This is a genomic window from Pontibacillus sp. HMF3514, assembly GCF_009858175.1.
Lineage (GTDB): Bacteria > Bacillota > Bacilli > Bacillales > BH030062 > Pontibacillus.
In genome coordinates this window covers 3512316-3527572 of record NZ_CP047393.1, presented here as the reverse complement: position 1 = coordinate 3527572, position 15257 = coordinate 3512316, and the positions used below count along the sequence as shown (strand labels likewise).

Here is a 15257-nt window from a genome sequence, read left to right as displayed (position 1 = left end):
CTGAACGGTCAACACCATAACATTTGAATCAAGTCCAACTACCTATCACAACCTAAACAATCACTCACCAAAAAAATCATGAACCAAACAACTAATCCTTCACCAGAAAGGAAGCTACATATGAACGAAAAAAAGAAAAAGCTACTCGAGACAGGAATGAAGCTTTTCGCCCAAAAAGGCTTCCATGCTACCTCGATTCAAGAAATCGCCGATAAAAGCGGCGTATCTAAAGGTGCGTTTTATCTACACTTTCAATCAAAAGAGGATCTAACGCTGAACATCCATGACTACTATTACAAAGGCACGATGGAAAAAGTGTGGACGGTCAAACAGCGAGAGGACCTGACGCCAAAAGAATCGCTCGCTCAACAGCTACAAGTCCTCCTTGAAGATTTTATGAAAAACAAAGACTTCATCATCATGCACATGCGCGACAACGTCAATCTCACGCCAGATAGTAAGCAATTCATCCAAGATATGCGGAAACAAAGCTTTCGCTGGACGAGTGAAAACCTTCTCGAAATCTATGGGGATGAACTCAAGCCTCACATCGTTGACGCATCCATCCTCCTAGAAGGTATGCTCCATAGCTACTTCAAATGGATGATTATCGATGAGGTAGACTTGGATCATGTTTCGCTATCCAACTTTCTCGTGCGTCGAATGGATGATGTTATTCAGGGAATTCTAAGCGAAAACGAAGAACCGCAAATTCCACTTGAAAAAGTTTTGGAACATTTTCCGACTGACGAACGTAAAGACACTCAGCAAGAAGTCAGGGATCAATTGATTCATATTCGAACTCAATTACAAAACTTAGATCTAACAAAAGAAAAACAAAATGAACTTGAAAACGTGTTAGGCGTATTACATGAAGAGTTAGAAAAAGAGAATCCACAACCGATTGTTTTTCAGGGGATGCTTGCCCATTTTAAAAACACCCCAGAATTACAGCGTTATTGCGAGAACATAGCTGAAAAACTCGGCATAAAGCTCATTTAAGCATAGAAGGGGAGTACAGAAAGTGAAGAAAAATCTCATCATGGGTCTCATGCTACTGGCGATGCTCATCATCAGCGCATGCTCACAAGAAACCCAATCAGGCGAAGAAAAAGAAGAGAGAATTACACCTGTAGAAACGGCACTCGTCTCTAAAGGTGATCTTCAAGTAGAAAAAGAAGTCATCGGCCGCGCAATGCCAGACACCAACATCGGCATTGTGCCGAAAGCCAATGGCGAACTGGTTGAACTTAACGTAGCGCGTGGCGATACAGTAGAAAAAGGCCAAATCATCGGCCGTGTAGATGCAGGTAACGCCCAAGATAATGTGGAGCTTCAAGAGATCGCTCTACGTCAGGCACGTTCTCAATTAAAATCTGCACAAAATCAAAAAGATCAAGCACAACAAGGCCTTCAGGATGCACAAGAGCGCCTCAAACAAGCCGAAATCCAAAACGACAGCAATGATACGAGTTCATCCGTAAGTGTAGAAAATGCTCTCATCCAGTTCCAAGACGCCCAACGTAATGAACAGCGCATGAAACAACTATACGAAGAAGGCGCCGTTTCCTTACAAAAATACGAGCAAGCACAAGTGCAAGCTCAACAAGCTGGAAATCAATTAGAACAAGCCCGAAAAAGTCTGCAAACAGGCAACTCATCAGGCCAATCTTCCTTGCAACAAGCGAAAATTGGTGTAACTCAAGCTCAGCAACAATTAGACAATGCACAAATTAGCGTGGAGCAAGCTCAGCTACAAGTTGAACAAGCCCAAGTTCAGTTACGCCAAGCACGTAATCAGGCAGCGGACACATCGATCACAGCTACAGCAACTGGCGAAGTCGTACAAGTGAACGCTGAAGTGGGCGATATGGTCTCTAATCAACAGCCTATCGCAACAGTTGTAAATCTGAATCCAATCAAGGTGGAAGCAACCGTTGCAGCAGAAGAACTTCCGCTTTTTGAAAAAGATAAAGACATCCCAGCGTACATCAACCCGATCGAACTAGACGAACAAGCAAACGTATCATACATTTCACCTGTTACAAACGATAGTGGTCTATATCCAATCGAAGCGATCATAGCGAACTCAAACAGCCAGATCAAACCAGGTATGATGGTCACGCTTCAACTGCCAGAAATCACAGTGGAAAACAGCATCCTAGTCCCGACATCAGCAGTCGTTGAAGAAAATGATGAAGCTTTTGTCTATATCATTGAAGAAGAACGTGCGAAGAAAACCCCTGTCACAATTAAACGTACGCAATCCGATATTACTGCCGTGAAAGGAGAGCTTTCTGAAGGCGACCAGGTCGTGATCAAAGGACAGCTAACCCTTGCAGATGGTAACAAAGTCAGCATTATGAAGGAGGACGAATAAGTGAAACTCGTCGATACCTCCGTCAAACGACCAGTTGGGGTGTTCATGATCGTTGTCGCGATTTTGGCACTTGGTTTCGTATCCCTACGAGACCTTACAATCGACCTCTATCCAGAGATTGATCTCCCAATTGCGGTCGTTTCAACAAGCTATGAAGACGCAGCACCACAGGAAGTAGAAAAACTTGTCAGCCGACCGATCGAATCAGCGGTTAGCTCGATTGAAGGAATGGATACCGTACAATCGCAATCCCAGCCAGGAACATCCATGGTTATTATGATGTTCAATAACGGTGTTGATCTTGATAACGCACTCCTAGACGTCCGTGAAAAAGTCGACCAGGTAAAAGGTATGCTGCCAGAAGGAGCGAATGAACCGAGCGTACTTCGTTTTGACCCACAGCAGATCCCAGTTATGTGGTTAGGACTCACAGGTAAGGATAAAGCAAAACTTCAAACACTAGCAGAGGATCGCCTCGTCCCATACTTTGAACGACAAGGTGGAGTCGGCTCTGTAAGCATTGAAGGTGGTCAAACACGCGAGGTGCAAGTAGAACTGAAACGATCCCAACTCGCCAAGTTCGGTCTAACATCCCAAACACTCGTTCAGGCCATCAACGCCGCCAACCAATCGACATCAGCCGGCGTGATTGAAAAAGGCGACCAGGATCTACAAGTTCGAATTGAAGGTGAGTTTGAATCCGTTGAAGACATACGTGACACAATCATCACGACACCTACGGGAGCACAACTCGAACTCCAAGATGTCGCAAATATCGAAGACACTTTCAAAGACGTAACATCCATAACAACCGTAAATGGAGAATCATCCGTTGTTCTGTCTGTGTTGAAAAAGACAGATGGAAACACAGTAGAAGTAGCAGATAATATGTATGCGGCAATGGAGGATATGAAAGAGGATCTACCTGATGACGTCAATCTCGACATCGTGTTTGATACCTCCACGTTCATCAAGCAATCCATTGATTCCGTGGTACAAAATATCATTCTCGGAGGCATTTTCTCTGTTCTTGTATTACTTCTATTCCTGAAAAGTATCCGAGCAACGATCGTTATCGGGATCTCTATTCCAATTGCGATCATCTCAACGTTCACGCTGATGTACTTTACAGGCAACACCTTAAACGTACTAACCATGGGTGGATTAGCTTTAGGAATCGGTATGATGGTGGACAGCTCCATCGTAATTTTAGAAAATATCGTTTCATATAGACAGCATGGATACACATTAAAAGAAGCGGCAAAAGAGGGTGCATCCGAATTAGCGCCAGCCGTTATCGCATCAACGACTACAACACTCGTCGTCTTTTTACCGATTGTTTTCGTAGAAGGAATCGCATCCGAACTGTTCACGCCGCTCGCGTTAACTGTATCGTTTGCCTTAGTCGCATCCCTGATCGTGTCCATCACGCTCATCCCGATGCTATCTTCTAAACTATTAACAAAAGCCATGCAAGACAACGGCCGTCGTTACTGGTTTGATCGATTCATGGATCGCGTGAATGGCGGATATCGCTCAACGCTACGATGGGTGCTGAACCATCGTAAAACAACTGTATTCGGAACACTTTTGGCTGTTGTAGCAAGTTTAGCGATCACGCCACTACTCGGAACGGAATTTATCCCGCAATCTGACCAAGGACAAATCGAAATCACAGTCGAAGCGCCTAGCGGTACATCGCTACAAGGCACAGAAGACATCACGAACCAAATCGATGAAAAGATACAACCATATGAAGAAATTATAGAATCAAATTATCTGAGCATTGGTGGCGGGGGTTTTGAAGGTTTCTCTTCTACGTCCAACGAGGCTACCTACACGATTCAGCTCATCCCACCTGATGATCGCGAACGTACAACAGCTGAAGTGATGCAGGCGATCGATTCAGATTTGAAAAATATCGTAGGAGCAGAGATTACCGTAAGTGAGATGGCTGCCGGTATTGGAGGTGGATCACCAGTGTCCATCCAGATTAATGGTGATGACTACGACGTTTTAAAAGAACTCGCACAACAAGTGACCTGGGTTATCTCTAATGTGGAAGGGGTGCACAATCCAGAATCATCCGCATCAGAAGGACGACCAGAAATCCAAGTGGAGGTTGACCGAAAGAAAGCAGCTCAATACGGCTTAACCTACCAGCAAGTCATGACTCAGGTGCAAATGGGCTTTAGCGGTCAGGTCACAACACGTTTCCGTGAAAGTGGCGACGAAATCGATGTTCGCTTAATGCTACCGGAAGAAGAGCGCCAAACAATCAGTGACTTAGAAACACTAAAAATCCAAACGCAGGAAGGCACGATGATCCCACTTGCGACAGTAGCCGAACTAAAACAAGTGCAGGGACCAGTAACACTTTTACGTGAAAACCAGCAACGTCAGGTTAACGTAACAAGTGACATTGTCGATCGAGACCTAGGAAGCATAACAGCGGACATTCGCGAAGAGCTAAGTACGATGAACTTCCCTGAAGGTTACTCCTACAAAATCGGAGGCCAGGCAGAAGACATGGCTGAATCCTTCGGTGATTTAGCTCTTGCACTCGTGTTCTCTATATTCCTTGTATATGCCGTTATGGCGATCCAATTCGAGAACTTCCTATATCCATTTGTGATCATGTTCTCTATGCCAGCAACCGTGGTCGGTGTACTCGGTGGATTATTTATAACAGGATTACCGCTCAGTATCCCAGCCGTCATCGGAGTCATCATGCTCGCCGGAATCGTAGTAAACAACGCAATCGTACTCGTGGACTACATCAACATCGTCCGCAGACGAGGCGTCGATCGCTTCGAAGCCATTTTAGAAGCAGGACCAAGCCGTATGCGCCCAATCCTGATGACAACACTCACAACCGTACTCGGTATGATCCCACTGGCTCTAGGACTAGGCCAAGGAGCCGAAGCACAACAACCAATGGCCGTAACGATCATCTTCGGTCTGACGGTATCGAGCTTCTTCACACTACTCCTAATCCCAGTAGTGTACACATACCTAGATGACCTATCAGGAAAAGTTGTAGGATTCTTTCAGAAGAGATCGAAAAAGAAAGAAGAGAGCGTGACAGAATAATTGAAGAGAGGGGTCTGCTGGAGAGACAGGCCCCATACATATTGGGGGAGGAATCAATGTGAAGGGGAAACGCATTGCGATTATAACAGCTGCTGTACTGACGCTCCCGATTGGAATGGTTGCAGGGGCGCAGCTCGAATCGTTAAATTTTAAAGATGCTGTGAATCAAATCGAAAAGAACGATCCTAATAAAATCATCAACGCATCAAAACCAGAAATCTCCGAGGATTCACAGCCATACCAAGGTGAGTTCTCAGATGAGCTCGACCGCATCCAAGAAACCCAAAATAACTATCAAGACGCTCAAAATATATTCCAGTCCGAAATGACAGCTTACGAAACAATGTACAATTACTGGATCGCAGGACAAAGCGTAGAGGTAAGCCACGCTAACCTAGAAAAAGCGCAAGAGGAACTGGCTATGGTTCGTCTAGAAAAAGAAAACGGAGCGGCTTCTGAAATGGACGTTCTTCAATCTGAGATGAATCTAACAAACGCAGAAGTATCCTTAGAAGAAGCAAAGCAACGCTACAAAATGGCTAAGTACCAAGTCAATCAAAAACTAGACAAGCAAATCAACGCAGAGTGGAAACTAGAAAAAGCACCAGATGTCGGCTTAATGCCAAACTCGTTTTACAATCCAGAAATGTGGTCGGAAGATTTAGCGGAGCACGATGCCTTAGACACACTAGAGAAAAGTGTGGAAGTCTATGAAGAAATCGTGGACGAAACCGATTCATTAGATGTCATCGTAACAGACCCAAGAAAAATACGTGAGGCACAAGATGACCGAGATGACGCAGAAGATGAACTAGAAGAGTACTACAAGCACGAGTTAAAAGTAGCGAAAGTTCAACTTCAGGAACAAAAAGACGCGCTACAACTTTTGCTACATCAAAAACTAGATGAGCTAAAAACCCTTCACCTAAAAATCGAAAGCTATCGCTCAAACATTAGAAAAGCAAAAGATATGTACGAAAACACAAAAGCCCTCATCGAAAACGGCATGAGCAGTCAACAACAGCTCACCCAATCTCGACTTAACATCATGAACCAAACCATGCAACTGAACCAAGCGAAAAAAGATTATGCTGTAGCTAAAAAAGAATTTCATCTCTTCCTAAATGGATATATGCCGAGGTAATAAAAAAAGCTCCTGCAACCGCAGGAGCTTTTCTAATGTAAGATCATCCTCTTACTGATCCATTTTCTCTTCAACAACCTTCTCAACATCAAGCCCGGTACGATCTAAATAAGAAGACTTCGAAGCAATCAACTTCGCAAAAACATCACTCTTACCATACTTCGTCTCAGCCCAAGCATCCTGGTTTTTGTGAAGGTCAATCAACGTTAACAGCTGATAGTCATTGCCACTAAACGTATGATCCTCATTCACCTGGTACCACATATCCTCACGATGAGGACCTTCCTGACGAATCCAATCCTGTCCAATAGCTTCAATCCCTTTGCGCATGGAGTAGGCTAACTCAAGATAAGCTTCATTACCTGAAATCTCATAAGCTTGAAGTAAGTAGTAGGCTTCCCCAAGTGCGTGGTTCAATGAAGCATGTGGAGTGGTCGACATTCCAGGACCATCATAATCAGCAATTAAAAAGGCATCCTCTTCAAAAGAGATGGTATTACCTTGTTCAGCTTGTTTCAGCAAGTAATCCGCGTACAATAAGCCTTCCTGTTTCAAGTTAGGTAAATGAAAAGTGTCGGCTGCTTCAATTAAAAACAAAGCAAGCTTCTCATTGTGTCGCGTATCCGTAAAAGGAGCATGAACCCCATAAGACTTTTTCACCCAGGTGCTCGTGTACTCCGTCTTCCAAAGCTTCGTGCCCTTATCCGCCCGATAAGCCTCAGCGGAAGCAAGTGTATTCAACGTCATACTTTCAAAAAAACGTTCCTTTGAATCTTGATAACGTTCAAGCATCTCCTCAGCGGACAACGCCCCAATATTACGTCCATACCCAAGCTTTGTAACAGGTTCAATCGACCATGGCAGCTTAATTAAAGCCCCAGTTGAAGTAAGCCACTTTTGAACAGATTTAAAATACAACCGATTATATTGCTTCCATAATTCTAAAGTATCCTGACTTTTAAAAAGAGAACCTTCTGACCAAAGCATCCAATTCTCCGTAACACCTTTCCCTGAGGAAGTCATCCGAACATGTAGCTGTGAATCCCCTACACGATAAGGATCTTTTTCCTCAACTAATTCCCGCAATTTACTGGTATCACCATTCTCATACTCATGCTTGAGAACACTAGACTCATAGTTTTTCGCTAGATAGAGAGAACTCTGCTCCCCAACATTCAATATGCCTGCAGGAATTGTAGTCGGATCTACTCCATATGTAGAGTGATGTGAATGATCAATCCCTTCAGTGGAAAAAGCCTGCATATTTAAATTCGATTCACCTTCAAATAAAAGAGAGAGGTTAAGCTGAAGCGGATCTTCTTGGTGGTTCTCGAGCTTTGTAAAATAAAGAACATCACCATTCGAGAGCGTTCGCCTCGTTACAGTCAAATTAGCTACCTTATTACGCTCTTTATGAACATTATAGATAAAACGCTCATCCTTGGCTGACGACCACTGCTTCTCAGTCTGCTCTTTCAAACTAAACCGGAGCGAACGATCGTGAACTTCGATCGTCGGCTCAGCAACACTACCACCAGGAATCGTAACAAGCTCTTCCCCAGATACCCCAGTTGTAATTAACCGAGGAATCAGCACGAGGCACAAAATCAACCCTAGTGCAAAAACACTTGAGGCGACAATTAAGTTTTTACGCTTCATTCAACCACCTCCTTTTGAAGAAGTATAATTACGACTGCATATTCTTTCGCTCTCGTACTAAACGCAAGATCTGGTTAAAGCCTTCGCGGTAAAATACAAACATTCCTGCTAAGTAAAATACGATCCCAATTGGAACAAGAATCAACAGTTCGTATAAGGAATACATTTCATCGACTCCAGTGAATTGCTGAAGTAAGACTAAAGGAATTGCCATGACAATTGTAGGCAAAATCACACGACCAAACATGCTAACTAGACGTCGTAATTCACCATTACCAAGCCCTTTATAAACTGCCAACGTCATAATTGTAGAGTAATAAATGTTTACAAGTGATGTCGAAAGCGCAATACCTGGATACCCAAGCCAACGCTCCAACACATAGTTCAATGCAATGTTCAAAAGAATCGTAGTCGAACTGATCTTTACAATTCGCTTCGCTTCACCTTTAGCGTACATCCCCTTAACAGCTGTCACCAGCAACCCTTGGGTCAAAATAAACGGAATGTACATTTTCAAAGCAGCAACCGTATTCGCCGTATCCTGCGGTGTGAATTCCTGACGCTCATAAATGAAGGAAATCGCAGCCTCGCCTACGATATACATGCCAACTGCAATCGGCAATAGCGTCATAATCGCAATTTGATATCCAGTGAAAAGCGTCTGTGAGAATTTTTCCTTAGACTCAGCGTGCTCAGATAACAACGTGAACACAATTGCTAAAATCGTCGTCTGGAAAATAATCGGCGGAATACTCATCAATAACGATGCGTTGTTCAAATACGTAACGGGTCCGCCTGCCGTACCAGCGGCAAATGACTTATCGACGAACAAATTTATATGTCCAACAGAAGAGTGGAGGAGGGCAGGAATCAAAAGAACTAAAAACGCCTTCCCGAACTCTTTATCGAGCTTAAACTCAAAACGCCATTGGAAACCATTTTTATATAGGTAGAAAAATTGAATACATACCCCTAAAAACGTTCCGAATAAAAATCCGTATGCCACACTGTAGATGCCCCACAGATCAGCAAAGAATACAATGAAGAGCGTCGCCATGATCGTCCCCATAATTTTGGAGATTTGCGTCGGCACATAACTATGTCGAGCTTGAAGGTAAGACTCGAGCACTCCGCTCAAAGCAATAATCACCATGAATAGGAAGAAGATCTGCGTCATCTCCGTCGTAACTCGCTCGGTTACCGCACTTTCTGGATTAAAAATGAAATCAACTAAATAGGGAACCAGAAAATATGTAGCGGCACTTGCGAGAATGAAAAACACAATTACGAAATTCAGAACCCCGCTCGCATTGCGCTCAGCTCGTTCTAAATTTTGTTGTCGATGCTTCACGTAATGGGGGAGAAACACGGAGTTAAAGCCATTCGAAATCATGGCCAAAACGAGTGTCACAAAACCAAAGGAAAGCAAGAAGCCGTCGGTTAAATCGCTGGCACCGAATTCTTTGGCGATCATGCTTTCCCGGAAGAACCCCATTATCTTAAGGAAAAACGCCAGTAGAGTGATCCACAAGGCGGTTTGTTTTAATTTACTCATATAGGAAAACCTTCTTTTAAAATAATAATCAGGACTTAATAAGTTACAGCCTTATTTAAAACTGATTCGTAAATACTAGCATATTTTGTGGCTGCAGAGATATGGGAATATTCTTCCTCGATTTTCTTGCGCGCATTCCAGGCTAACTCACGGCCGAATGTTGGTTTTTCAATGAGCTCAGCGACAGCATCAGCAATCCCTTGAACATCACGCTCTTCCACGAGCAATCCATTCGTTCGATGATTGACGATCTCTTTCAATCCACCAACCATGGACGCAATAACTGGAACACCACTGCCCATCGCCTCAAGCGCTGAAATGGAAGTTGCTTCTTCAACACCTTCTGAATGCACCGAAGGAATCATCGTGATATCACTCATCGCATAATAATCCTTCATCACTTCATGAGGGATATCACCAAGAAAGTGCACGCTATCCGTAACACCTTTCTCCTGACAAATCTGGCGAACGGACGCTTCATCCTCGCCACTCCCTGCATATATAACTTTCGCATTCGGGCAAGTTTTATGAATATGCGGAAGAGCCATGGCAGGATAGATCACACCATTTTTCTTCGTTAACCGCCTAGGAATAAAAATAAACAGGTCTTCCGTAGAAAAGCCGAACTTTTTGCGAAGCTCATTTCTTCTTTCCGTTTGAGGCTCAAATTGATCTACATCAATAAAATTGTGAACACGAACACCAGTCACCCCAGCCAGCTGTTCAATGTAATTCTTAATACGGTAATCCACGGTAATGACCTGGCTTGTCCGCTGATAAGCTTCCTTCTCTTTTTCCTGCAAAAGATGCGCCTCTGGACTCTCCGATCGAATCGAACCACGACTGATCGCCTCATAAGTCATATACCCATGCACAGTCGTCACAGTACGAATGCCTGTATCAAGCCCAGCAAACGTTGCGTAAATATCCTGAGCATTGATCAAATCATACGGTTTCTCCGCATTGTGCTTTTTGATCAAATCCTTCAGCATACCCGCACGAAGCTTATGCCCAAGCAAAATGCCTTTTCCAGGAGCCATACGATTCATGAACATACTCGGCCCCTTAGCAAAAAACTGTTGCTTGTAATAAGGAAGGTCACTAAACGAAAGCGTATCAACCTCGTGCCCTAACGCCTCCAACCCCGCCTTAAGCGTAGTCATATGAGTGGATAACCCCCCAGTATGGGGATAATTAAATACCGTTGCCAATAATATTCTCATAATGTTCCTCCGGTGATTGATAAAGAAAAGATTTATGTATAAAGACAAATTTCCTATAAATACGACAAAAACTATATCATTACCAGTATACTTGGAAATCCAAGATTTGAAAATGCCTTAATTGTCCTTGTTTTACATAGATTTTCCTTTGATTTGGATAGGGGGAGAAATTTTTTTGGGTGTGGCGTGGGGGAGGCGATCGCCTGGAAATCAGTGCAAAGCGCCTGGAAATCAAGAGCGTGCGCCTGATTATACGCTAAAACCGCCTGCACATCATAAATAAGCGCCTGTATGCTGAAAAATATCGCCTGAATCCCAAACAAAACCGCCCGAACACAAGCAGGAAAATTCCAATCACATAAAGAATTAATACACCAATCCAAAAGAAAGGGGACTATATGATTGATCAATGATATTCAAATTCCACTCAACATTTTAAAGGACGAGGCACTACTAGACAGGATGGACACTCGGCACCCAAAGAGAGATTTCATCGAAGACTGCTTAGGCCAGAACCGAGCTGGATACAAAGGAGAAAAACGAATAAGGTACTACATTAATTTATTGAATGAACTTAACTTACAAGTTCTACACTCCATAAGACTCCCTGGATATAACACTGCATTCCAAATGGATTACCTTCTTATCACACAAAAAGTCATCATCATTCTTGAAGTTAAATATTTATCAGGAACAATAACCGTTGGAGACCCACTGCAACAATGTATCCAAACAGATGAAAATGGAAAGGAAAGACGAATCAAAGATCCACTCACACAAGTGAAGCAACACAGGCTTCAATTAATCAGATGGCTCAAAAAACACTTCCCACATCAAATCCCTATTGATTACCTCATCGTTAACACTCATCCATCAAGCATCATAAGAGTAGTAGATCCCAAGAGTGAATATGTAGAAAAATTCTTCGCCGAAGAACGATTCCCTCATAAATTCCAAGAGTTAGTCTCGTCTTACTCACAAACTGTTCTTCCTCCTAATAGGATCCACCAACTAGCCAACCTCCTAAAGCAGAAAAACACTGAATTAGATAGCACACCTTTAAAAACGTATAACATTCTCCCACAAGAAGTCTTAAAAGGTATAATGTGCCCACACTGTAATAAGCTCTCAGTTATAAAAGGGAAGAAAAAGTGGCTGTGTACATTATGTGGCACCACATCTTCAGGCTTCCCTCGCCAGGCTATCAAAGACTACTTTCTCATCTTTAATAATCACATCTCCAATAAGGAATGTAGAGAGTGGCTATGCGTTCAATCTCCTGATGTAGTGAAGCGGATATTATCGAACATGGACTTAAAGGTGATTGGAAAAGGAAAAAATACTAGGTACTATCCACGTGATAGCTCATTCTTCAGGTCGTGAATATCCCTCATTTGCTAAACCGCCTGAATATTGGTTCCGATCGCCTGCAAAAGAAAGGCTACCGCCTGAACCTAATCAAATAACGCCTGATTGTCATGGAGAATCGCCTGAATCCAATATTCGACCGCCCGAAACCACCCCAAAACCGCCCGAACCGCGCCTGAGTCTCACACCAGCTGAGCCACACCCGGGCCTTCGATCCAAAAAAAGACCGACCCGCCCTCAGACGAAACGATCCTTCATCAACTCAATATTCTCTAGAGCCTTACGACGCAGCTTCACCCGCTTACGCTCCACAACCTCACGCAACCGATCACGCTCATCATAAACCTCAGCCACACTCTCATACATCTCATCAGCCGAGAACTGCTCCAGCTTACAAGAGTAATCCCACATCTCCACACGCTTAGCGAGACTCTCAACCTTCTTATCATAACTAACTCCAACAAAAGGAACACCAGCTAACACAGCAAAAATCAACGAATGCAGCCTCATCCCAATCACCATGTCGCACTCACGAATAAACTGCAAATACTGATTCGGCGAATAATCAGTACCAAGCACCAAAGCACGATCACCAAAATTCATCTGCTTCACAACCCGACGAGAAACCTCAGCATCATGTTCGCCCTCCATCGGCACAAAAACAGGCGTAACACCCTTCTCCTCAACAAGCCGATCGAGCAACTTAGCCATCTCACGCTGATACGATTTCTCCTCAAACCAAGGACGCACACTCACACCAACCAAATGCTCATCACCAGACAGCCCTAGTGAATCATAAGCAACAGTATCCTCATGCCCCTGATAAGCAAAAACAATATCACTTGTGACCACAGAATCAGGACGCTTCACGCCTAATTTCTTAAGGGAATCCTTGGAATGTGCATCACGAACCGTAATAAAATCAGCCATGTTCCCGAAAATTTTCATGAGACGCTTTCCATAAGGCGTCTTAACAGGACCAATTCCCTGAGAGAAAAACATGACCTTCGTGCCACAAAGTTTAGCTAAAAAGACAATAAGTAAATAATATGGTAGAGGTCCGCCAATAATACGAGTAGGCGTGGTATCCTGGAGCAACCCTCCACCACCACTCAATAAAAGGTCAGCCTTCAAAAGGGCTTTAATTTTGCCCCAAAGGTCATGGCGCCAGCCGCGGTATATACTTTTAACATTATGTTTAGAAGCTGTCTGCTCGGGGGAAAGGGAAAAAACAGTAATGTCCGGCTCATCCAGCGAATCACGCAAGTTGTCGATCATCGCATCTAGAATTGCCTCATCACCTGTATTACCCAATCCATAAAAGCCGGAAATAACAATTTTCATAAGACATATTCATCCTTTATTTAAAAACTTTGCACGGATTGATTATAAAATCATAATAATAACTTCATGTTAAGTGTAAACAAAATGTTATCAATTTGAAATAGAGAAGTAGTCGCACCGACAATTGTTGTTTGCTATACTCAAATCACGTGAACTAATTATAATATATACCTATAATAGATATTTAACTAAACCTAAAAGAAAGAAGCGATCTATAATGAACAAAATATGCGTAATCGGACTAGGATATATCGGACTACCAACTTCAGCTGTCTTTGCTCAAGCAGGATACAACATCGTTGGAGTCGACGTAAACGAAAACGTTGTAAACACGTTAAATGAAGGAAACATCCATATTGAAGAACCAGGTCTTCCGGAGGCTGTAAAAGAAGCGGTTGATTCAGGCAAACTAAAAGCATCAACCACACCAGAAGAAGCGGATGTCTTCATTATTGCAGTACCAACCCCTGTACACGAAGACAAAACAGCCAACACGGACTACGTTGCAAAAGCAACTGAAAGCATTCTTCCATACTTAAAAAAGGGAAACACCATCATTGTGGAGTCAACAATCCCTCCACGTACGACTGATGATGTCGTAGCACCAATCCTGACTGACGCAGGGTGGGATTTACCAGCAAACGACCTATATGTTTCCCATTGCCCAGAGCGCGTAATTCCAGGTAAAATCATGGAGGAGCTCATCCACAATACACGTATCGTAGGAGGCCTATCTCCTGAAGCGGCATCGAAAGCAGCTGACGTTTATCGCTCAGTCGTTAAAGGTGAGATCCATGAAACAACATCCGTGGAAGCGGAAATGGCAAAACTGATGGAAAACACATACCGTGATATCAACATCGCGATCGCAAACGAACTGGCAAAAGTATCAGATAAACTAGACGTGAACGCACACGAAGTAATCAACCTAGCAAATATGCACCCACGCGTAAACATCATGCAACCAGGACCAGGTGTTGGCGGTCACTGCATTGCAGTTGATCCATATTTCATTATAGAAAAAGCCAAAGAAGTGACACCTTTAATGCAAACGGCTCGTCAAATTAATGACTCCATGCCTGACTTTGTCGTAGGCCAGGTAAAAGAGTTAACCGAAAATCTACAAAAACCAAAACTAGCCGTATTTGGTCTAACATATAAAGCGAACGTAGACGACATCCGTGAAAGCCCGGCGATCACAGTTCTACGCAAGCTACAAGCTGAAGGTTATAATGTTGCTGCTCACGACCCATTCGTAAGACAAGAACAAACAGACATCGACCTACACAGCGTTGAAGAAGCACTAAAGGACGCCGACGCAGCAATCGTTTTAGCAGATCACAAACAATTCAAAGAAATGGATCCAAGCTTGTTCCAACAATATATGAAAACACCAGTCGTACTCGACACACGTAACTGCATCCAAAAGCACGACGATATTACGCTATATCAAATCGGCCACTTAACCGGACTAAAACCGATCGACTAAGA

General features: G+C 43.4%; 10 protein-coding genes. 6 read left to right on the top strand and 4 right to left on the bottom strand.

Features of this window, described 5'->3' with window-relative positions:
- The first annotated feature begins 120 nt into the window (after window positions 1-120).
- From GS400_RS17840 to GS400_RS17825, 4 genes are read left to right on the top strand one after another with little or no spacing between them, the layout of a single operon-like run.
- Window positions 121-1002, top strand: coding sequence for a TetR/AcrR family transcriptional regulator (locus GS400_RS17840; RefSeq protein WP_160104073.1), 882 nt, complete (start codon window positions 121-123; stop codon window positions 1000-1002).
- A 22-nt stretch (window positions 1003-1024) separates the two neighbouring features.
- Entirely contained in the window at window positions 1025-2380 is a 1356-nt protein-coding gene (locus GS400_RS17835) for an efflux RND transporter periplasmic adaptor subunit (protein ID WP_160104072.1), read from the top strand.
- Window positions 2381-5473, top strand: coding sequence for an efflux RND transporter permease subunit (locus GS400_RS17830; RefSeq protein WP_160104070.1), 3093 nt, complete (start codon window positions 2381-2383; stop codon window positions 5471-5473). It abuts the gene before it with no gap.
- 58 nt (window positions 5474-5531) lie between these two features.
- Window positions 5532-6617, top strand: a complete 1086-nt coding sequence (locus GS400_RS17825; RefSeq protein WP_160104068.1) for a TolC family protein — start codon at window positions 5532-5534, stop codon at window positions 6615-6617.
- 51 nt (window positions 6618-6668) lie between these two features.
- On the opposite strand, the gene GS400_RS17820 is transcribed toward GS400_RS17825, so the two are convergent.
- The 3 genes from GS400_RS17820 to GS400_RS17810 are packed head-to-tail and all read right to left on the bottom strand — an operon-like array spanning window position 6669 to window position 11054.
- The gene (locus GS400_RS17820) at window positions 6669-8276 is read right to left on the bottom strand and encodes a hypothetical protein (RefSeq protein ID WP_160104066.1); all 1608 of its coding nucleotides are present in this window, start codon (window positions 8274-8276) and stop codon (window positions 6669-6671) included.
- Window positions 8277-8304: 28 nt separating this feature from the next.
- A complete protein-coding gene (murJ, locus tag GS400_RS17815) occupies window positions 8305-9831 on the bottom strand; it encodes a murein biosynthesis integral membrane protein MurJ (RefSeq protein WP_160104065.1) in 1527 nt (508 codons plus the stop codon).
- Between the two features lie 35 nt (window positions 9832-9866).
- Entirely contained in the window at window positions 9867-11054 is a 1188-nt protein-coding gene (locus tag GS400_RS17810) for a glycosyltransferase family 4 protein (protein ID WP_160104064.1), read from the bottom strand.
- Between the two features lie 462 nt (window positions 11055-11516).
- Here GS400_RS17810 and GS400_RS17805 point away from each other — a divergent pair, with 462 nt between their 5' ends.
- Window positions 11517-12437, top strand: coding sequence for a nuclease-related domain-containing protein (locus GS400_RS17805; protein ID WP_255454194.1), 921 nt, complete (start codon window positions 11517-11519; stop codon window positions 12435-12437).
- A 222-nt stretch (window positions 12438-12659) separates the two neighbouring features.
- Here GS400_RS17805 and csaB read toward each other — a convergent pair whose 3' ends face one another.
- The gene (gene csaB, locus GS400_RS17800; RefSeq protein WP_160104060.1) at window positions 12660-13766 is read right to left on the bottom strand and encodes a polysaccharide pyruvyl transferase CsaB; all 1107 of its coding nucleotides are present in this window, start codon (window positions 13764-13766) and stop codon (window positions 12660-12662) included.
- 217 nt (window positions 13767-13983) lie between these two features.
- Here csaB and GS400_RS17795 point away from each other — a divergent pair, with 217 nt between their 5' ends.
- A complete protein-coding gene (locus tag GS400_RS17795) occupies window positions 13984-15255 on the top strand; it encodes a nucleotide sugar dehydrogenase (RefSeq protein WP_160104058.1) in 1272 nt (423 codons plus the stop codon).
- The last annotated feature ends 2 nt before the right edge of the window (window positions 15256-15257 follow it).

Coding starts and splice junctions, on each gene's coding strand:
- GS400_RS17840 (WP_160104073.1), top strand. CDS start 121: ATGAACGAAAAAAAGAAAAAGCTACTCGAGACAGGAATGAAGCTTTTC.
- GS400_RS17820 (WP_160104066.1), bottom strand. CDS start 8,276: ATGAAGCGTAAAAACTTAATTGTCGCCTCAAGTGTTTTTGCACTAGGG.
- murJ (WP_160104065.1), bottom strand. CDS start 9,831: ATGAGTAAATTAAAACAAACCGCCTTGTGGATCACTCTACTGGCGTTT.
- GS400_RS17810 (WP_160104064.1), bottom strand. CDS start 11,054: ATGAGAATATTATTGGCAACGGTATTTAATTATCCCCATACTGGGGGG.
- GS400_RS17805 (WP_255454194.1), top strand. CDS start 11,517: ATGGACACTCGGCACCCAAAGAGAGATTTCATCGAAGACTGCTTAGGC.
- csaB (WP_160104060.1), bottom strand. CDS start 13,766: ATGAAAATTGTTATTTCCGGCTTTTATGGATTGGGTAATACAGGTGAT.
- GS400_RS17795 (WP_160104058.1), top strand. CDS start 13,984: ATGAACAAAATATGCGTAATCGGACTAGGATATATCGGACTACCAACT.